14 protein-coding genes are annotated in these 20,284 nt (G+C 65.7%); 11 read left to right on the top strand and 3 right to left on the bottom strand.

The features are described 5' to 3' along the window. The first annotated feature begins 20 nt into the window (after window positions 1–20). From fliD to N4261_RS07835, 4 genes are all read left to right on the top strand, one after another. Entirely contained in the window at window positions 21–1,448 is a 1,428-nt protein-coding gene (gene fliD / locus N4261_RS07850) for a flagellar filament capping protein FliD (protein WP_261759613.1), read from the top strand. Window positions 1,449–1,726: 278 nt separating this feature from the next. Next, window positions 1,727–2,110: a flagellar export chaperone FliS gene (fliS, locus tag N4261_RS07845; protein ID WP_261759612.1), complete on the top strand. Its 384-nt coding sequence runs from the start codon at window positions 1,727–1,729 to the stop codon at window positions 2,108–2,110. Between the two features lie 141 nt (window positions 2,111–2,251). Next, a complete protein-coding gene (locus N4261_RS07840) occupies window positions 2,252–2,551 on the top strand; it encodes a flagellar protein FliT (RefSeq protein ID WP_261760644.1) in 300 nt (99 codons plus the stop codon). Between the two features lie 31 nt (window positions 2,552–2,582). Continuing rightward, the gene (locus N4261_RS07835; protein WP_261759611.1) at window positions 2,583–3,317 is read left to right on the top strand and encodes a flagellar brake protein; all 735 of its coding nucleotides are present in this window, start codon (window positions 2,583–2,585) and stop codon (window positions 3,315–3,317) included. 153 nt (window positions 3,318–3,470) lie between these two features. On the opposite strand, the gene N4261_RS07830 is transcribed toward N4261_RS07835, so the two are convergent. Both N4261_RS07830 and N4261_RS07825 read right to left on the bottom strand, forming a co-directional pair. Continuing rightward, on the bottom strand, window positions 3,471–9,839 hold the full coding sequence (locus N4261_RS07830; protein ID WP_261759610.1) for a calcium-binding protein: 6,369 nt from the start codon (window positions 9,837–9,839) through the stop codon (window positions 3,471–3,473). 15 nt (window positions 9,840–9,854) lie between these two features. Continuing rightward, complete coding sequence (locus N4261_RS07825) at window positions 9,855–10,640, bottom strand: hypothetical protein (protein ID WP_261759609.1); 786 nt, start codon at window positions 10,638–10,640, stop codon at window positions 9,855–9,857. Between the two features lie 720 nt (window positions 10,641–11,360). Between N4261_RS07825 and N4261_RS07820 the strand changes: the two genes are divergently transcribed. Beyond that, complete coding sequence (locus N4261_RS07820; RefSeq protein ID WP_261759608.1) at window positions 11,361–12,227, top strand: hypothetical protein; 867 nt, start codon at window positions 11,361–11,363, stop codon at window positions 12,225–12,227. Between the two features lie 73 nt (window positions 12,228–12,300). Here N4261_RS07820 and fliE read toward each other — a convergent pair whose 3' ends face one another. Beyond that, window positions 12,301–12,627, bottom strand: a complete 327-nt coding sequence (gene fliE, locus N4261_RS07815) for a flagellar hook-basal body complex protein FliE (RefSeq protein WP_261759607.1) — start codon at window positions 12,625–12,627, stop codon at window positions 12,301–12,303. A gap of 188 nt (window positions 12,628–12,815) precedes the next feature. Here fliE and fliF point away from each other — a divergent pair, with 188 nt between their 5' ends. The 6 genes from fliF to N4261_RS07785 all read left to right on the top strand — a co-directional run bounded on the left by fliF (window position 12,816) and on the right by N4261_RS07785 (window position 20,216). Further along, complete coding sequence (gene fliF, locus N4261_RS07810; protein WP_261759606.1) at window positions 12,816–14,525, top strand: flagellar basal-body MS-ring/collar protein FliF; 1,710 nt, start codon at window positions 12,816–12,818, stop codon at window positions 14,523–14,525. A gap of 105 nt (window positions 14,526–14,630) precedes the next feature. Then, window positions 14,631–15,626: a flagellar motor switch protein FliG gene (fliG, locus tag N4261_RS07805; RefSeq protein ID WP_261759605.1), complete on the top strand. Its 996-nt coding sequence runs from the start codon at window positions 14,631–14,633 to the stop codon at window positions 15,624–15,626. Between the two features lie 36 nt (window positions 15,627–15,662). After that, on the top strand, window positions 15,663–16,877 hold the full coding sequence (locus N4261_RS07800; protein WP_261759604.1) for a FliH/SctL family protein: 1,215 nt from the start codon (window positions 15,663–15,665) through the stop codon (window positions 16,875–16,877). Next, the gene (gene fliI / locus N4261_RS07795) at window positions 16,874–18,298 is read left to right on the top strand and encodes a flagellar protein export ATPase FliI (protein ID WP_261759603.1); all 1,425 of its coding nucleotides are present in this window, start codon (window positions 16,874–16,876) and stop codon (window positions 18,296–18,298) included. Before N4261_RS07800 ends, fliI begins: the two co-directional genes overlap by 4 nt. 44 nt (window positions 18,299–18,342) lie before the next feature. Next, a complete protein-coding gene (fliJ, locus tag N4261_RS07790) occupies window positions 18,343–18,813 on the top strand; it encodes a flagellar export protein FliJ (protein ID WP_261759602.1) in 471 nt (156 codons plus the stop codon). Window positions 18,814–18,824: 11 nt separating this feature from the next. Continuing rightward, entirely contained in the window at window positions 18,825–20,216 is a 1,392-nt protein-coding gene (locus N4261_RS07785; RefSeq protein WP_261759601.1) for a flagellar hook-length control protein FliK, read from the top strand. Window positions 20,217–20,284: the final 68 nt, after the last annotated feature.

Here is a 20,284-nt window from a genome sequence, read left to right as displayed (position 1 = left end):
ATCAGCGAGGAGTTCGAGCCATGGCCACCATCACTTCCACCGGTTTGGGGAGCGGTCTCGATGTCGAGAGCATCGTCTCCAAGCTGGTGTCGATCGAAAAGCAGCCGATCACCGCCCTGCAGACCCGTACCGACACCATCAAGACGCAGATCTCGGCCTACGGCAAGATCCAAAGCGCCTTCAGTGCCATGCGCGACGCGGCCTCCAAGCTGACGACACCCGCGAGCTGGGCCGCCCTGACCGCGACTTCATCAGACGCCAGCATGGCCACCGTCACGGCCAGCACCGGCAGCGGCGCCGGCAGCTATGCCGTCAGTGTCACCAATCTGGCGGCCGCCCAGAGCCTGTCCAGCCAGGCGTACACCAGCACGGCGGCAGTCGGCGCCGGCTCGCTCACGATCGAACTGGGCCAATGGAGTGCGGACAATTCGACCTTCACCGGCAAGGGCGGCACCTCTCCGGTCAGCGTCACCATCGGTGCAAGCGACACGCTCAGCACGGTGCGAGACAAGATCAATTCGTCTGGCGCGGGCGTGCTGGCGTCGGTCGTCACCGATGCCAGCGGCTCGCGGCTGGTGATCCGCTCCAAGGACACCGGCGTGGAGAACGGTTTCCGCATCACGGCTGCGGATGCCGACGGCAACAACGGCGACGCCACCGGCCTGTCCGCCCTCGCCTACGACCCCACCGCCTCGGTCGCCAGCCTGACCCGCAATGTCGCCGCGGCCAATGCGAACCTGACCATCAACGGCCTGGACATCAGCTCCGCGACCAACAGCATCGAAAGTGCGGTGGACGGGCTGAGCATCAACCTGCTGAAGAAAGGCGACCTCACCGTCACCGTCGGCCAGGACAAGGATGCCGTCAAGAAGGTCGTGACCGACTTCGTCACCGCCTACAACAGTCTCATGACGATGCTGCGCGACAACACGAAGTACGACGAAAGCTCCAAGTCCGCAGGTGCCCTTCAGGGCGACAGCACGGCAGTGAGCCTGCAGGCCCAGTTGCGCAACATCACCTCCAGCGGGAGCACCCTGGGGGGAAGCTTTGCGCGTCTGGCCGATATCGGCCTGAACATCGGATCCAATGGCCTGATCACCGTGGACAACAGCAAGCTGACCAGCGCCATGGGCCACATCAGCGACGTCAAGCAGCTGTTCATGGGCGTGGACAACACCAATGCGGACAACAGCGGCATTGCCCAGCGCTGGCGCAAATTCGCCGATCAGGTGCTGAGCGTGGACGGCAGCATCACGACCCGCACCAGCGGCCTGCAGTCCCGCGTCACGGCCAACACCAAGCGCTCCGACGAGATGACCGATCGAGCGGCCGCCTATGAGAAGCGGGTCCGCGCGCAGTACACCGCGCTGGACACCCAGATGGCCAAGCTCAACGACATGTCCAGCTATGTGAGCAAGATCACCAGCATGCTCAGCAGCAGCAGCTGACCGCGGGCACACCTCGAACAGCGCGGTGGAACCTCGCCAACAAACAAGGCCGTCGAAAGGCGCCTTCTCCGGCGCTTCGAAAAGCGTCCTGCCAAGCCTCCTCACGGAGGCTTTTGTCTTTGTGAAGTAGCGCAGAATTTGCTGACAAATTCCACGAAGTGACAGCTCAAGTCGGCGAGCGGGGGGCCGAAAACAAATTCAGGCACCCGCAACTCTCGCAGCAGATCATGTACGGTAACTCTTCACCTTTCGCCTCCCACGGCCAGCGCGCCAGCAACATGTACAACCGCGTTGGCGTGGAGACCGATGTGCTGACCGCATCGCCGCACCGTCTGGTGACCATGCTGCTGGATGGCGCCTTCGACGCCATGACCCAGGGCCTGGGAGCGATTCATGCCCAGAACGTGGAAGTGAAGAACCGTGCGCTCAGCCGCGCCGTCCGGATCCTGGATGAAGGTCTGAAAGCGGCCCTCAACCTGGAGACCGGCAAGCTGGCCACCGATCTGCGGGACCTGTATGCCTACATGTGCATGCGTCTGACCTTCGCCAACCTGCACAGCGATGTGGCGGCGATCGAAGAGTGCCAGCGCCTGCTGCAGCCGATCCGCGAAGCCTGGATGAGCATCGCACCGACCGCCAACGAACAACGCGCTGCGGCCTGAGCACGCACCGACCGCGCCCTCCGCACACTGCCCAAACGTCGACCGCACACCGAATTGAGCCGTTCCATGACCAAGCAAACCGCCGCCAAGTCCCTGAATGCGCATGCCGCTCAGACCGCCACGACGACCTCGGACCGAATCATGAACACCCATCTCCTGAGCTACTACGAGGCCATCGAGCAGGCCAGCGCCGACATGCTCAGCGCCGCACGCTCGGGCAATTGGGACGAGGTGGTGAAGCTCGAAGGCGCCTGCGTGCTGCTGATCTCGCAACTCAAGCATGCGGCCAGCTCGCAGCAGTTGGGCCCGGACGAGACCCAGCTCAAGACGCGCATCATGCAGCGCATCCTGCTGAACGACGCCGAGATCCGCCACCTGGCCGAGCCCTGGCTGGAAGATCTGGACCACCTGATGAAGGGCAAGTCCAAGACGGTTCACTGATCAAGGGTCGGCTTGCGAGAGGATTCCTCCCTTGAGTGACGCCCCCACCACGGCCACCCCGCCCGACGTCGTCGATGCCGATTACCGGCTCGATGCGCCGGGCGAAATCATGAGCTGGCTGCGCGAGTTGCTTCGCAGCCAGTCGCGGGTGCAATTGATCACGCCGGACGGTGAGGCGATCCACACGGTGCTGCGGGCCTTGGACACGCCGCACGGCATGCTGAGTTTCGAAGCCCCGGTGGATCGCCAGTCCTTGGCGCCGGTGCTGGCCAGCGATGAGCTGGTGGCCACCGCCTTCCTCGACCGCATCAAGCTTCAATTCGATCTGGCCACACTGGTCAGTGTGCGCGGCGATGGCGCGGAGGTGCTGCGCGCGCCGATTCCGCTGCGGCTCTACCGCTTTCAGCGCCGCCAAGCCTATCGGGTGCAGTCGCAGGGCCAACTGTTCCCGGCGCTGCGGCTGCAGGATCCGGACCTCCCCCGCTTGCGCGTGCTCAATGTCAGCGCCGGCGGCATCGCCCTGCAATGGCCGGCCGACGTGCTGCCGGTCCCGCGCGCGGGCGAGGCGATCCGGGGCGTGCTGGAACTTGAGCGCGAGGTCAGCTTCAGCGCCGTGCTCCGGGCGCAGCACGTGACCGACGGCCTGGAGGGCGCGCCGCATCAGATCGGCTGCGCCTTCTCGGCCATGACGCCCAGCGCCGCTCGCGCGCTGCAGCTGTTCATCGACCAGGCCCAGAAGCGCGAACGGTTGCTGCGTCGGGATTGACCGCACGCGCGGCGCGGCCCGCGCGCTCCCGCTGCAATGGGTTCGAATGGGCACGGACGAGGCACGGACATGTCCCTCAGCCCTCTGGCCGTCAGGCAATGGTCGGGCGCCGTCCCCCTCGATGGTTGACGGCGCCCGAGGGTTCGGCGACGACTACACGCCCATCACCGCCATCTGTGCCGGCATCGGCTGAGGCATGAGGTCGGTCGGCGGGCCTTGCCAGATGAGGGACTCGGACGCATCGGTCGATCGCCACGGGAGGGGCGAAGGAGATCGTGACGGGGATCCCGTCATCGGCTGCGCCGCCATCTCGGACAGCCAGCCCGCCCATGCCGCAGCGCGACCGTCACCCACAGCACTCAACGCGTCAGGCGGCAAGCGCACGGAGGTCCCGTCCTGAAGTTGAATCGACTCCAGACGGAAGCGCGCATCAGTGAACCAGCCCTCCACCGTCACGCTGTCCGTCCCCACCGGCCACGGGCTGGCGGCCTGACCTGAGGCTGCAGAGGTCCCGTCCGGCTGCAATTCGATGCGCAGATCGTTGCCCACCCGGGCGAATGTCAGGTCGGTGGCCGCAATGCCCGGGCCGAAGATCAGCGTGTCGACATGGCCCGCCGTGTCGTCCTCATCCAGGATCACATCGGCGCCGCCACCCCGTCCGAAGCGGTAGACATCGTTGCCACGGTAGCCCACCAGACGGTTGTTGGCCGCATCGCCCTCAAGTCGGTCCGCCGCATCGGTCCCGCCCAGGTTTTCGATGCCCACCAGTCGGTCGATCTGGCCCCACGAGCCATCGGACCCGATCTCCGTTCCCGCCCCCGGGCGGCCCGCCGCACTCACCGTCCCGCTGGCCAGCGAGGCGTCGATGCCTTGGTCGTGACGCTGAAGCGCTGTCCGATAGTCCACGGTATCGATCCCGTCGCCACCGTCCAGCCACTTGCCGTCGGTGAAACCGCCGAGCGTGGTCAGCGTCAAACCGCGGACCCCATAGCCGTGCGCATCGGAGGATTGGGCCACCCCGGTCAACAGGCCTTGGCTGGCCCAATGGAACGAATCGTGGGTCTTGTCGCCCCAGGCATAGCGGGACTGCACCACGCTCACGCGCACACCCCCAGCCTCGCCACTGAAGTCATCCGCCGCATCGGTGAACCGCAGTTGCACGGCCTTGGTGTGCACGCCGGTGAAGCCTCCCACCCATACCAGGCGCTCGCTGTCCCCCACCGCTTCGACCGCCAAGGCGCGCGCGCCCATGGCCCCCACCGAGGCGCCGTCCAACTGGAAGCGGCTGGCCTGGAAATCGATGTCCGCCACCCGGCCTCGGGTGCTGAGGGCCGTCGACTGGAAAGTGACGAATCGATCCAGCGTCAGCGTCTCGGGCGATTGCTCATGGCTGACCACGATCAGATCGTCACCGTCCCCGCCCTGGACCCTGTCGCGTCCCAGGCCGGTGTGGATCTCGTCGTTGCCGCCGCCGCCGTCGATGCGATCAGAGCCGCCATAGCCCATCAAGCGATTGGCCTGCGCATTGCCGACCAGCCGGTCCGCCGAGTCGGTGCCCCCCAGATGCTCGACGTCGATCAGCAAGTCACGCCCCAGGCCGACCGTCACCGAGGCGCCCGAAGTCTGACCTGTGCCGGCGGCCTCGCCCATGGCACTCGGTGGGGCCGCTGTACCCGCTGTACCCGCTGCGCCCAATGAGCCAAATGCGCCCGTAGCGCCCGTAGCGCCCGGCGCCGTCGCGGCGTCGGTGAGCACGGCCGTCACGCCGACCTGGTGATAGCCGAAGCCCGCGCGATAGTCCACCGTGTCCTGCCCGTCACCGCCGTGGATGATGAACCGGTCATCGAAGCCCGCCACGGTGAGCGCCATCGCCGCCAGGCCATAGCCATGAGCGGTGGGCGCGTCGGCCACGTTGGTCAACTGGCCGCGGGTCTCCCAATCGAAGGCCTGGCCCGTCACATCGCCCTGGGTGAACTTCGCGGTGAGGACCCGGGCGCCGATGCCACCGTCCGCCAGGTCCTCGAACCGGACCTTCACCGCCTTGGTATGGACCGACGATGCAAACCCGATCCACGCGGTGCGGACGCCGTCCACGCTGTCGTCCACGCTCAGCACTCGGGCGGATGCGTGGCCGCCGACCGCCAGGCCATTCATCGCGAAGAGGCTGCTGGAGAAGTCGAGGTCGGCCACCCGCCCGACCTCGGCGATCGTCTGCTGGCTGCGAGTGAGGTAGTCGTCGACGCGAATCGACGAATGGGCCAGGGCATCGTGCCAGTCGTGACGAACCTGGATGAAGTCGTCGCCACCGCCTGCGGACAGTGTCGGCAGCGTCACCTCGCCACCTTCGCCGGGGCCTGCGGCGGCGCGCACCGTCCTCGCCGACGCGATGAGCTGATCATGCCCCTCCGATCCCTGATCCAGCCGTGCGAGCAGATCCGCCGCACGCCACTCGGTGCCATCCTCGAAGTGCACGCGCTCCACGCCGGCGCCGCCTCCGGCGAACTGGAATCGGAGGGTGATCGAATCGTGCTCATCCCAGCGCAGCACGAGGTCATCGCCTCGCCGCAAGACCTGCGTCATGGCCGCGGAAATCCCGGCGCCGAGCGCCAGGGTGTCCACATCCGTCTTCGCGCCTGGGCCGCCGCGCTCTTCGATGACATCATGCCCATCCCCACGCTGGTACATGAAGACATCGCTGCCGGATCCGCCCCGCAGCAAGTCGTTGCCTTTGCCGCCGATGAGCACGTCGTCGCCGGCGCCGCCGTCAAGCTCGTCATCGCCGGGTTGATCGCCGGCCACCTCCTGCGCTGCCTCGCGGAGCAGCCGGTCCAGGTTGTTCCGTAAATAGGTGGCGGCCGTGCCGGTGGCTGCGGCCAGCAGGGGCGAACGATCGATGTCCTCGCCAGAGGCCCCATCGCCAATCAGGCGGTCATTCCCGGCACCGCCATAGAGGCGGTCATTGCCGTTGCCGCCAACGAGCAGGTCGTCGCCCTCATCGCCGTTCAGCCGGTCTTTTCCGCCCTCGCCGTAAAGGCGGTCGTTGCCTGCGCCCCCGGACAGGACATCGTCGCCGTGGAATTCGCTGGGCGTCAGGGCATCGTCGCCGTGCAGCACGTCGTTGCCGGCGCCGCCCCGGATCACATCGTGGCCGCCGTTGCCGTAGACGAGGTCATCGCCGTCGCCCGCGTCGATCAGGTCGTTGCCATGCCAGGCGCCGCTGAGCACCAGGCCGCCGAGGTTGTCGCCGCTGATCATGTCGTTGCCGGCGCCACCTCGGATCTCGTCGTTCTCGCTGCCGCCGTAGAGGACGTCCTCGCCGTCGCCGCCATCCAGCTCGTCGCTGCCGGACTGACCCAGCAGCCAGTCGTTGCCCGCGCCGCCGAGCAGCCGGTCCGCGCTGAAGTTGCTGCTGCTGTTGGTCGATCCCGCGAGTTCATGCAGCAGGACGGTGCCGCCGTCCAACGGGTTGTCCAGCAGCCGCTCCTGTCGTGTCACCGGCGAGAAGCGCCACGCCCAGACCTGGGTGGGCGCGCCCGGCAGATAGCCGATGCCTGGCACGTAGGTGGGCAGGCCGGGCTGCAAGCTGCTGGTGAAATTGCGCTGCGGGATGATCTCGTCGACCAGCATGTCGTCGCCGTCACCGCCGTCGGCCACATTGCGCCCTGAGCCGCCCATGAAGAGATCGTCGCCGCCGAGACCGAAGAACTGGTCATCGCCATCGACCGAGTGCACCGTGTCCACGCCGTCGCCCATCACAAACCGATCGGTGCCCGCGCTGTCGTTCCAGGCAGCGCCGACAGTGGGGGCCCCCACCACCCAATAGTTGCCTTCGGGTCGACCGTTCCAGATGGCATCAGGCTCGGGCAGCGAGCGCGGCGCGTCGGGCAGGAACAGCCCCAACATCGATCCGAACGCGCCGTCTGGGCGTGCGTCCATCAGCCCGGCCATGCCGCTCGCCATGGCCGCAGGCGTCGAGGGCTCGCATCGGATGGTGATGCAGCTGGCGTCGTACTCGCCTTGCGCGTTTCGCGTGTAGATGAGCAGGTCGTCGCCCGCCCGCCGATACAGCTCGCCCTGGGCGCCGATCCAGCTGTTCAATCCCAGGCGGCCGGCGGCCTCTGGCAGCGCACCGCTCAGTTCCACACCGTTGACCATGATCCGGCCGCGTCCGTCGGCGTCCAGCACCACGTCGCCCGCGGTCACGTGATAGGTATCGAAACCGCGTCCACCGTTGAGCACGTCGTCACCGGCGCCGCCATCGAGCTGATCGTCGCCGTCGCCGCCTTCCAGCAGGTCGTTCCCGGCACCGCCGTACAGGTGGTCGTTGCCGGCGCCGCCATAGAGTCGATCGTCGTTGCGGCCGCCTCTCAGCACATTCGCCGTGGCATCGCCGAATCGCACGAAGCGGGTCTGGGCCGTTTCACCGCCCCGCTGGATCAGCAACTGCGATTCCAAGTCGCTCCAGACGATGTCCTCCTGGTCATACTGGGTTGCGCGCTGGCTCGCCGGCTCCCGCGAGGCCTTCGTCTCATAGACCGCATTCGCTTCGTTGAAGTAGTTCTTGCGGGTCAGCAGTGCAGCGCGGTCTTCCCGCCATGCGTCGGTGACCGACAACAGCGCGGGGTTCTCCGCCGCCGTGCCGTCGGCCTGGGCCGACCGGTCGGCCTGCCAGCGGGTCCAGGTGTCGCCCCAGGTCGCACTCAGCAGCCCATCCAAGGTGGCGGGATCGCCTTGCAGCGACAGCACGAACGGGCCGAGCGCCACCAACGCCGCATAGGCACCGAAGTCCTGTCGCGCCTGCGTGGCGAGGTCGTCGCCGCCGGCGGAGAGCTGGCAGGAGACCTCCCCTCGCTGGATCGCCTGGTACAGCGGACTCTTGCGGATGTCGTCGATGCGCATGTGCAGCGATTCGCGGCCGGTGTAGCCAGGATCGTTGGGGGACGAGCCCTTCATGTCGCCCATCTCGGCGTAGGTTGCCCCGGAAGGATTGCCGCGCAACTTGGGTGCGCCGTCCGGCCCCAGGCAAAGCGCGGCCAGTGCATTCAGCGTGTTCTCCAGCACGTCGCCTTCCGCCTTGCCTGCGCCACTGCCGATAAGGACGTCGCCGTCCTGCCGGACCAGGTTGGACGCCTGCCGCAGGATGGTGCGCATGGGCTCGGTGGCCGCGACGCGATCGCCCTCCGGAAGCATCCGCACCAGCAGGTTCTGAACGCTGAGCGAGTCGATCAGCAGCACCAGGCTGTGGGTGTCGCCGAAGTCGCGCTCGCCGTAGCGGTCGGGTAGCAGCGAGATCGAGCCGGCAGCCAAGGAGGCGGACACGGCGCCGGACACGACGCCGCCGCGCATCAGCGGCTGGTCTTCAATCCCGATGCGGATGTCTTTGCCGTAGTGCCACTGGCTGTGGGCGACCATGGATGGCGAGGTGTCGGCCACCACGTCGTATTGATGGGCCAGCGCGGCGTTGCCCTCCGGGACGGGCAACGTGGACTTATCCCAGAACGTCTGCTTGAGGTTGGTCGTCACGCCGGCGCTCTGGCTGCGGCTCGACACCATGGCGACAGCCATCTGATAGTCGAGCGAAAAGGCAGCGATTTCATTGAGGGGCACTTCCATCGGGCTGGAGGCACTGGACGTGCCGTCAGACCGAAGCTTGGGGAGCCGTGCATGCTCACTCGAGAGTGTCTGCAGGTTCGACAACGCACCGATGAGGGTGGACGCCAATATGGGTGGCGGTCCGTTGTCATCATTGCCGGCCACCGGGTAGAGGCTGCGCACATGCGCCAGCGCGCGGGCCGCGTCCCAAGTGCCATCTTCCAGATGGCTGCGCACTGTGTTGTACAGCGCGATCATTTCTGGGGAATCCGTCAGTCGGGCGACGATGGTTTCCGGGCCGTGGCGCAGGAGGTTGAAATCGTCCAGCGCCGCTTGCAGCGTGCCTTCCTTGATTTGCCCGACGCCAGCGCCGTTGAAGGTCACTGTGGTCTGGGCTGCGTCGGGATTCAGCAAGTTGAAGGCCGTCGCTAGATGGCCACCCAGGCTGTAGCCGGTGACGGAAAGCGGCGCGTCCGGGGGGATCAGGCCCTGACCCTTCAACTCATTGAACCAGGCCTGCATGTCGGTGATCTGGCCCCAGGCGAAACCGGTGTTGAAGACTTCCAACGTGTTGGTGGCCTTGTTGTCGCGGACAGCGTCGTCGATGAATTCGGTGGAGCGGAAGGAGAGGATCAGCTCGCCCTTTTTGGCGCCGGTGATGGGGTCGTCTTGGCGGCATTCAAGGAGGGTGCCGCTAAACCCAGTGGCGGTGTTCGGGCAATGAGCAGCGATATTCCAATTCTTAGTCATATTCGTCGCATCAATATACGTGAAGCGACTGTTGTGATCGTTCCCTGAAAATAGTGCATTAACGAAATCAAGCCCAGCCTTTGGATCTCCATTGTCATCATTTAGAAAAGCTTCGGCGGACATTTGAGCCGCGGACAATTTGAGCAAATCTTGTACTTTGATATCTGGAAAATTCTTCATGCCTACTCCAAATTTTTAGTCAACCACTGGAATTAGTATCTTTTCCACGAAGTCCGACGTTTGACGAATCTGCATGGACGAGCCACGACGCTCCCCCTTTGCACCCGGGAACCGGTCGAAGCTCGGACAAGCGTTGTTTGCCGCGTAAAGCCATGGCTGACGGCCCATTGCCAACGACCCTTGACTCAAGTCAACCATATAGCCCACCCGTTCACCCAAAATCTCACCTGACGCAATGTCAATCACGTAGAGCCGGCTACCGGCTATCCATAAATCCCTCTCCTCTTTGGTTGAAATATCTTCATAAGCTACACCGTACTTCCCTGTTGGCCAGTTAATTGGCACCTTAAACACGTCGAATTTCCAGTCCTGCGGCTTTAGCGGGTAACTTGAGCCCTGCTTAACCTCGACCTGTCCGGTATACCGGTACCACTTACCCGATTCGACATCGAGCGCCTCCACAAAACGGTAACCTTGCCGCTGAGGCCAACCAGGCCTTGCTACCCAATAAGGTCCAACATTCCCCCGAAGAAAGCTATGTATATAGCCATCCCCAAATGCGTCTCTGCCGTATGGATCGTTCAATGCATACTGATCTACAAAGTCAACCACCTTAATCCGCTGCTTCAGCAAGACAACACCTTCAACGCCCTCAACGGTCCGGTAGATACGTTCGCCCGCTTTCGCGCATCTTTCCGCCATCAATTCGATCGCCCGTTTGGCGCGCAAATCAGACCCAGAATGGGAGCAGCCAAATATTCCAGACACGGCAAATAACACCACGAACATAAATTTTTTCATTGCAGCGCTCCTAATCTGATGGGTCCTACCCTCATATGTGGATATTGACATGCCAGGCGTCATAATCAGCACATTTGAGCCTTCCTCCTTTGAAAGTGCCCAAGCTTATAGAAGGACAGAAACCAATAACACAAAGATTATTTGTGAATCTGAATGAAACGTTTCAGAATCGAAAATCACCCTTAGATCGCAGATAAAACACAGCTTCATCCCGACCTCCTCTCCGAGAAATTCCATTGAAGAATTTCAATGCAATCAGCGTACGCCCGAGCCACCTACCGATGCATTACCTATCGAGGTCTTTTTGATAGCAACGAATTGCAGGCATTACCCACCCATAGGTATTACGCATTGGCTATAAATGGGCTTCTGCTTCACCGCTCTCCCGCTCCTCCGGCGCCTGCACATGGAACACTCCAGCCATTTCTTCGACATATTCCATCGCTGAAGGGGCCCGCTCAATGAAAAATGGCGAGCCAGAAGCTCGCCATTCGTTACGGCGCATGCCATGAAGGCAGATTCGCGACATGAAACCGCCACACGACCGGGCCGCCCAGTTCTGAAAATTCGGGAACTCGCCTGAGGTATTTCGCGACTTGACGGACTCCCGATTCCTGACGCCTCACGAGATCAGGAATCTTCATTCATCTCCTGTCGATCTGGATTACGCCAGCCGTTTAATAAATTGCGGTCGGCACTGCCCAGATCCCTATCGCCGCCATGTCGCCCCTCTCTCGAATTTCGCTCTCGACCGCCCTGCTCGCACTGCTGTCAACCTTCGCCCCAAAGCAGACTGCCCTGGCTGCGGAGCAGCAAGCCACGAGATCCAGGGCGACCCACCCCAGCGCTGCGGAACAAGTCGCAGACAAAGCGACGGGCAGAAGGATTTCCGCCAATGCGTATGAAAGCAAACTCAACGCACTCGGTAACGGCTTCCAAAACCTCTGTGAGAACCTGTCGTCCAATACCAGCGCGCTGATCGGAGCCACCGGCTTCCGAATCCTCCACATCCATGCCGCACCGACACTCCCCGCGCGCGGCTACGCATCCGCAATCGATTTCTATGCGGCATTCAGCGCAGGAAAACTGAAAGTGGCGTCGGCGGTGGAGGCGATCCAGATCGCCATCGCCTCGGAAGATCTCCCGATCTCCCTGGAATACCAGGACGCCAAAGGTCAATGGAAACGAAGCCAGTTCGATCGAACGACTGGTCAAACAACGGTCTCCGATCTTTCAGAATCGACGGCCTCCCACGGGATCATCTTCACGCAGGTACTGACCAACCTGGAACGTGATTTCGCCATCTACGGGGTGGAGATGTCCGTCATTGATCTCGGGACACAGGAGGTCGTGGCCAGAAACATCGGCTTCGCACGCGATGTGCAGTTCGGCATCGACGTCGGACGGTCGCTCATCCCTGCCCCGCAACGTTGCGGTGACACGGACGAGGTGAATTTCGTGGGTAGCTGGATCCTGTCGTTGGTGCGACCGTATCCGGCGGGCTCGCCCGATCCCTACGATCCGTCACGCACACGCCCCGTCATCAGCGACATGCAGCGCCACTGGGCCACGCCCAAGCGTCGCTGAGCAACAACCTTCAGGCCCGCATGGCCGGACAGCCAGCGATCGTGGCCCGAAAACGCCTCCCGGCGCCCCGGACTCACACCTGCATGTTCATGATTTCGGAGTAGGCGGACACCAGACGGTTGCGCACTTGCAGCGTGGCCTGGAAGCCGATCTGCGCCTTCTGCATCGCCACCATGGTCTCTTCCAGGCTGACGGTGGGGTTGTCCAGTTGAACCTCCCGCTGCAGGCGGGACGCCTCGTTCTGCTGCGCGCTCACACCCTTCAGCGCCGAGCTCATCGCATCAGCGAAGCTCGTGCCGGACGCGGCGGTGGCGGCCTTGGCCACCGGCTGACCTTGAGGGGTCAGCCCGGCGCGGGCCACCGCGTTCGCGAAATCGAAGGGTTTGAGTTTCAGGTCCACGGAACGCATCCTAATGAAAACGGGCCGGGCGCAAGATCGGAACTGGGGGGCCTTACTCGGCCTGTTCCCGGCATTCTTGAGGGTGTTCTTGCCAATAATTTCGACCTGTGGCCAGACTTGCGTCCGGCTGCATCCGCACCGTACGTCGCCGTACCGCCCCGCATCCAACGACGCCCCATCGCCGCCCCATGGACAACGCCCTGAGCAGCCCCGCCGCCGGACTCCCCGAGGTGAAGCCCGCCGAACCGACGAGCTTCCCGGCCCGTGTCGCCGCCATGCCGCTGAAGAGCAAGATGATGCTCGGCGCCGGCGTGGCCGCCCTGATCGCGGTGATCGTGGCCATGGCGATGATGACCGGCCGCGCCGACTACCGCCCCCTGTTCTCCGGCCTGTCCGACAAGGACGGCGGCGCCGTGATCGCCCAACTGGCGCAGATGAATGTGCCCTACCGCAACGAGCCGGGCGGCACGATCATGGTGCCCGCCAGCCAGGTCTACGACCTGCGCATGAAGCTCGCCTCCGCCGGCCTGCCCAAGGGCGGCATCACCGGTTTCGAGCTGATGGACAAGCAGTCCATCGGGCAGACCCAGTTCAATGAACGCCTGAACTTCCAGCGCGGCCTGGAAGGCGAACTGACCCGCACCATCACCGCCCTGGCCGACGTCGCCGACGCCCGCGTCCATCTGGCCATGCCGCAGCAGAACGGCTTCTTCCGCGAACAGCAAAAGCCCAGCGCCTCGGTGATGCTGACCCTGCGCGGCGGCCGCACCCTGGACCGCGCCCAGATCGCCGGCATCGTGCATCTGGTCTCCTCCTCGGTGCCGGAACTCAATCCCAAGGCCGTCAGCGTGCTCGACAGCACCGGCACCCTGCTCTCCCAGAACGGCGACAACAACAACGGCACGGGCCTCGACAGCCAGCAGCTTCAGTACAAGCAGCAGATTGAAGCCAACCTGAACAAGCGGATCGCCGAACTGCTGGAGCCGGTGGTCGGCCGCGACAACCTGCGCTCCACCGTCACCGCCGATGTGGACTTCAACCAGGTCGAATCCACTGCCGAGGAATTCAAGCCCAACCAGGGTCCCAATACCCAGAGCTCGGTGCGCCGCATGAATTCCGAGGAGCAGACCGGCTCCACCCCAGGCGTGCCCACCGGCGTCCCCGGCGCCGCCACCAACCAGGTGCCGCCGCCGGCCGCCGCCCCCATCAACGGCGCCGCGCAGCAGCTGCAGCCCGCCGGCACCACCGGCGGCTCGCAGAACATGCGCCGCGTCAACGGCACCGAATTCGAGGTCGACCGCACCGTGCGGGTCACCCGCAATGCCATCGGCCAGGTGCGTCGCCTGAACGCGGCCGTCGTCGTCAACCAGAAGAGCGTGACCGACGCCAAGGGCAAGACCACCAGCCAGCCGCTGTCGGCCGACGAGCTCCAGCGCCTGGACTCCCTGGTCAAGGAAGCGCTGGGCTTCTCCCAGGAGCGCGGCGACTCGGTCAAGGTGCTCAGCGCCCCGTTCGTCACCGAAAAGCTCACCCCCAACGACGTGCCGCTGTGGCAGCAACCCTGGCTGCGGGACATGGCGCGAGAAGCCGCCATCCCGGCCGCCCTGGTGCTGGTCGCCCTGATCGCGGTGTTCGGCATGGTTCGCCCTGCTCTCAAGGCGGCTTTCCCGCCGCCGGCTGAAAAGGGCGAGACTGAGGCCTCGGCCAACCCACTGAGCGAGCTGGCCGACGAGACCCCCGCCCTGCCAAGCCCCGGCGGACTGCCGGTCCTGGAAGCGCCGGTCTCCAACGACAAACTCGAACGCGCCCGTCAATTGGCGAAGGAGAATCCGATCGCTGTGGCCAACATCATGCGTGCCTGGGTGAACGGCGAAGAACTCGAGATGGCCAAGCGCTGAGCGCCGCCTCGATCCCGCGCCCACCACCCTTTCGACACCGACCGGCCTCACCGACCCGATCCCCCCCAGCGCCACCGCACCGACACAGATCAACCGAGACACCCCATGGACGACAAAGGCGTAGAAGACGCAGCCATCCTGCTGATGTCGCTGGGCGAGGAAGAGGCCTCCGAGGTCTTCAAGCATCTCGCGCCCAAGGAAGTGCAGAAGCTGGGCGAAACCATCGCCAAGATGAAGGTCGTGCCGCGCGAGCGCGTCGAGAAGGTGCTCGACAAATTCGATCAGTTGGCCGAGTCCCAGAGCACCCTGGTGTCGGACACCGACGAATACGTGCGGGCCGTTCTGCGCAAGGCGCTGGGCGAAGACAAGGCCAACCTGCTGCTCGACCGTATCCTGCAGGGCTCGGACGTCTCGTCGATCGAAAGTCTGAAGTGGATGGACCCGGGCTCGGTCGCCGAACTGCTGCGCAACGAACACCCGCAGATCGTCGCGGCGATCCTGTCCCACCTGGACTTCGACCAGAGCAGCTCGGTGCTGCGCGTCTTCACCGAGCGCCAGCGCAATGAGGTGTTGATCCGCATCGCCACGCTGGACGGCATCCAGCCGATGGCGCTGAAGGACCTCAACGAGGTCATGGGCCAGATCCTGGCCGGCGGCGAGCGCATGAAGAAGTCCAACCTGGGTGGCGTGAAGACCGCCGCCGAGATCATCAACATGATGGGCTCCAGCGTGGAAGCCTCGGTGCTGGACTACATCCGCGAGGCCGATTCCGACCTGGCCCAGAAGATCATGGACAACATGTTCACCTTCGACGATCTGGACAAGATCGACGACCGTGGCATCCAGGCCGTGCTCAAGGAAGTGCAGTCCGAATCCCTCATCGTCGCGCTCAAGGGCGCCGGCCCGGAGCTGCGCGAGAAGGTCTTCCGCAACATGTCCAGCCGCGCCGCCGAAACCCTGCGCGAAGACCTGGAATCGCGCGGCCCGGTGCGCCTGTCCGAGGTGGAGGCCGAGCAGAAGGAGATCCTCAAGGTCGTCCGCCGGCTGGTCGACGAAGGCCAGATCGTGCTGGCCGGTGGCGGCGACGACCAGTTCCTGTAATCCTCAGGCTTTCACGCCCACCGGACCCCTCGCCCCATGGCCACTCGACCGCCCCGCCAGGTTCCCCCTCCGCCCCGCGCCGAGGGCGAGTCGCCGCGCGGCAGCACCTACAGCCGCATCATTCCGCGGGAGGAGCTGTCCGGCTTCGCGGCCTGGAATCCCGGCTCGCTGGACGGCGGCCAGGCACCGCGCCGCCCGCCGGTCAGCGCACCGCCGCCGGTCGAACCACCGGCGCCCCCGCCGCCTCCCCAACCCAGCATCGACGAGCTGCTGCATGCGGCCCGCCAATCCGGCTACCAGGACGGCTACCGCGACGGCATGGCCGCGCTGGACGCCTTCAAGCAAAGTTTCGCCAAGCAGATCAGTGCCCAGGTCGGCACGCTGGTGACCAGTTTCGATGCCGATCTGCAGGCACTGGAACAGGACATGGCCGGCGCGCTGGCCCGCACCGCGGTGGAACTGGCCCGCCAGGTGGTGCGCAATGAACTCGTCACCCAGCCCGAGCTGATTGCCCAGGTCGCCCATGACGCGGTCGAGGCCCTGCTCATCAACGCCCGCCATGTGCGGGTGCGGGTGCACCCGGACGACCTGCCGCTGGTGCTGGACGGCGCCGGTGAAGAGCTGCGCGCCCGCGAGGCGCAGGTGATTCCCGACCCGGCCATTGCCCGCGGCGGCTGCAAGATCGACGCCGACATCTGCAGCGTCGATGCCACCCTGCCCTCGCGTTGGCAGCAAGCGGTGGGCGCGCTTGGGCAGTCCTCCGTCTGGGAGGACCGTCGCGCCATGGGCGCCGAGCACGATCGCCCCGCCCGCAACGCGGCGGGCTCGGAGGGGACTCGCGACGACCGATTCGCCCCTCGCGGTGAGTCACGTCAGGATCAGCGCCAGGACGGTGGCCGCCAGGACGGACGTCACGATCAGCGTCAGGACGCCCGTGACGACTTCGACGATTCGCCGCGAAGCGAGGGTCGCTCGGAGGCCCGTTCGGACCCGCGGTCGCCTCTCCGTTCGGATGACCGTGGCGAAGGTCGCGGCGACAGCCAAGGCGGCCATCGCGCCGACGACCGATTCGATCCTCGCCCCAGCGACCGAGACGATGACCGCGGCGAGCCCCGGGGCGACATCCGTCCGGATCACCGCTCGGAGCCGCGCTACAAGCCTCGGCAGGACCAACGCTACGACGCCCGGCTCGATGCGAGCCTGGACTCCCGCTATGAACCGAGTCGCTTCGGCGACGACACCCCGGCATGAACGCACGCACCGACCGTTGGCGCCAGTACCTGGATGACCTGGAGAACTTCGCCGGCAATGCGCCGACGCTGGAACCGCAGGGCAAGCTGGTGCGGGTGGCCGGTCTGGTGCTGGAGGCCACCGGGGTGAAGGTGCCAGTGGGCTCGGTCTGCGAGATCCACATGCCCTCCTCTGCGGCCAGCCCGCGGCGCGGCCAGCGGCCGGTGCAGGCAGAGGTGGTGGGCTTTTCCGGTGACCGCGCCTATCTGATGCCGACGGACGAGATCCACGGTCTGGCCAGCGGCGCGATGGTGCTGCCCCGTCCTGCCGCCCTGCACGGGCCCGCGCTCGGGGAGGTCCGCCATCCGTGGCGCCGCGACGAAGACCGTGGCCTGCACCTGCCGATGGGCGATGGCCTGCTGGGTCGGGTGGTCGATCCACAGGGCCATCCGCTGGACCGCGCCGGCCCGCTGCTGGAGGTCCGCGACGAGCCCATGGTGCGTCGCCCGATCAATGCCATGGACCGCGATCCGGTGCGCCGGCCGCTGGACACCGGCGTGCGGGCAATCAACTCGCTGCTGACTGTCGGCCGTGGCCAGCGCCTGGGCCTGTTCGCCGGCACCGGCGTCGGCAAGTCGGTGCTGCTGGGCATGATGGCCCGCTACACCGAAGCGGATGTGATCGTCGTCGGCCTGATCGGCGAGCGCGGCCGCGAAGTGAAGGAGTTCATCGAGGACATCCTGGGCGAGGACGGCCTGCGCCGCAGCGTGGTCGTCGCCGCGCCTGCCGATGCCCCGCCACTGCTGCGCATGCAGGGGGCCAGCTATGCCACCGCCATCGCCGAGCACTTCCGCGACCGTGGCCAGCATGTGCTGCTGCTGATGGATTCGCTGACCCGCTACGCCATGGCGCAGCGGGAGATTGCCCTCGCCATCGGCGAACCGCCGGCCACCAAAGGTTATCCCCCTTCCTGTTTTGCGAAGCTTCCGCAGTTGGTGGAGCGCAGCGGCAACGGCTTGGCGGGAGAAGGCTCGATCACCGCCTTCTACACCGTGCTGTCCGAAGGCGATGACCAGCAAGATCCGATCGCCGACGCCGCCCGAGGCATTCTGGACGGCCACATCGTCCTCAGCCGGGAGCTGGCCGAGGGCGGCCATTACCCGGCCATCGATGTGGAACGGTCGATTTCCCGGGTCATGACCAGCGTCGCCGACCGCCGCCATGTCGAACTTGCTCGCCGATTCCGGCAATTGCTCGCGAAATACAACAAGGCGAGGGACCTGATCCAACTCGGCGCCTATCAACCGGGGCACGATCTCGATCTGGACACGGCGGTGCGCCTGCACGGCGACATGGTCCGATTGCTTCAACAAGACATGCATTCACCCGCTTCTTTGGCGGATTGCCTGTCCCAGTTGGGCGCCACACTGAGTTTCGCGTGAAAGCCGTCGAATTCCGCCGAAATCCGTGACACGAGGTCGTCCCCATGAGTTCATCCAATCTCCAGGCTCTGACAGTTCTCCTGGAACGCGCTGAAGCCGAGCGCGACGAGGCCCTGCGCCATCTGCGTGATGCGCAGGCCCGTGCGGATGCCGCCAAACATCAGCAGGAGCAACTGTCCCAGTACCGCCAGGACTATCGGCAGCGCTGGTCGCAGGAGTTTGCGCAACGCACCACGGTCCAGATCCTGGGCTGCTACCAGAACTTCGGCGGTCGCCTGGACCAGGCGATCGGCCAGCAAAGCGGCATTGCCGACTTCGCCGACCAGCGCCTGAATGCCGCACGGGACGTCCTGCGCGAGCGTGAGATGCGCGTGGCCTCGGTGCGCAAGCTGATCGAGCGCCGTCGCGCCGAAACCCTGCGCACCCAGATGCGCCAGGAACAGCGCAGCACCGACGAGCAGGCCGCCCGCGCCGCCGCCCGGAGCAGCAACCCGCTGACCCGCCTGGTCGCCTGAGGACCCGCGTCATGAGCCTGATCCAGCAGAACACCCCCCTCTTCGGCACCAACGGTGCCGTGGGCGCCCTCGGCGTGAACGCTAACGGCCGCAAGGAAGGCGCCAACAACGCCCACGCGGGCACGCCGCCCTTCTCTCAATGGCTCAACCAGAGCAGCCAGCAGATGAAGGCGCCGGTCCCAGTGCCAACGCCCCCTGCGCCTGCGCCGACGCCGACGCCGCAGGCTAGCGCTCAATCGGCCAAGGCGCCCGCGCCCAGGCCTGAGAACGCCGCGTCGCAGGACGAGAACAAGCTGGCCGCGCGCAACGCGGCCAACCGCACCGCCGCCAATCGTCAATCCGACACCCCCAAGTCGCCAGCCAAGCCGGCATCCAAGGACGGCCCGGCCACCGACGCGGCAGCGTCGGACGCTGCCAATGCAGCAGACACCGCGCGCGCCAACGCAGCCAAAGGCAGCCAGGAGACCGGCGGCGAGGTCCAGGCCCGCGATGCCAAGTCGAGCGACGAGGCGACCCCGGACGACAGCAAGACCGACGCCACCGCCACGCCCGCCCAGCAGATCCTCGCGATGCTGCGCGGCGAGGCGCCCCCGGAGGCCAAGCTCGATGCCCGGGCCGTTGTGACACAAGGCGATCAGCCGGATGCGAAGGCGGCGGACACCGCCATCAGCGGCAACCCTCACGGCAAGCCCGGCCATGCCGGCGCGCTGCAGGATGCGCGCCAGCTCCAACAGGAACTGCGCCAAGCCGCACGCGGCGAGGCCATGGATGCCGCCACACAGGCCGATGGCCTGGAAGCCGCCCAATCCAGCCACGGCGCGCACGAGGTCGCCATGACCGACGCCAAGCCCGCCAACGGTGCCCCCGCGCACAGCTTCGAGGCCCTGCTGGCCGCTGCGCAGGGCGGCGCCAGCTCGTCGGTGGGCGGCGGAGCCGCGTCCAGTCGAAGCGAGGCGCCCACCGTCCCGCTGTCGCAGCCGATGCACAGCCCCGATTTCGCGCCCGAGCTGTCAGCCAGCGTCAGCCTGTTGATCCAGGACGGTGTGCATGAGGCGCAGCTTCAGCTCAATCCGGCCGAGATGGGCCCGGTCGCGATCCACATCCAGGTCGACGGCCAGCAGGCGCAGGTCAACTTCCATGCCGAACAGGCCGCCACTCGCGACGTGCTCGAGCGCAGCCTGCCGGACCTCGCCGCCGCACTGCAAAGCCAGGGCCTGACCCTGAGCGGCGGCGGCGTGTTTGCCCAGCAACAGTCCGGCAGCGACCAGAACGGTCGCGAGTCGCAGGGCGAGCGCGGCAGTCGCCGCGGTGGAGCCGGCAGCCAGGACGATGGCGGCCTGGCCGGCGCCGGCCGCGCCGAACGCCGTACCCCGCCCCGAGGACTGGTGGACCTCTACGCCTGACCTCTAGGCCTGGCCGGTACGCCTGACCGGTACGCCTGATTTCCCTGCCTTTTCCAGGCTTGCAGGCT

This window comes from Roseateles amylovorans, from assembly GCF_025398155.2.
GTDB classification, from domain to species: domain Bacteria; phylum Pseudomonadota; class Gammaproteobacteria; order Burkholderiales; family Burkholderiaceae_C; genus Roseateles; species Roseateles amylovorans.
This window is presented reverse-complemented; position numbering and strand designations above follow the sequence as displayed.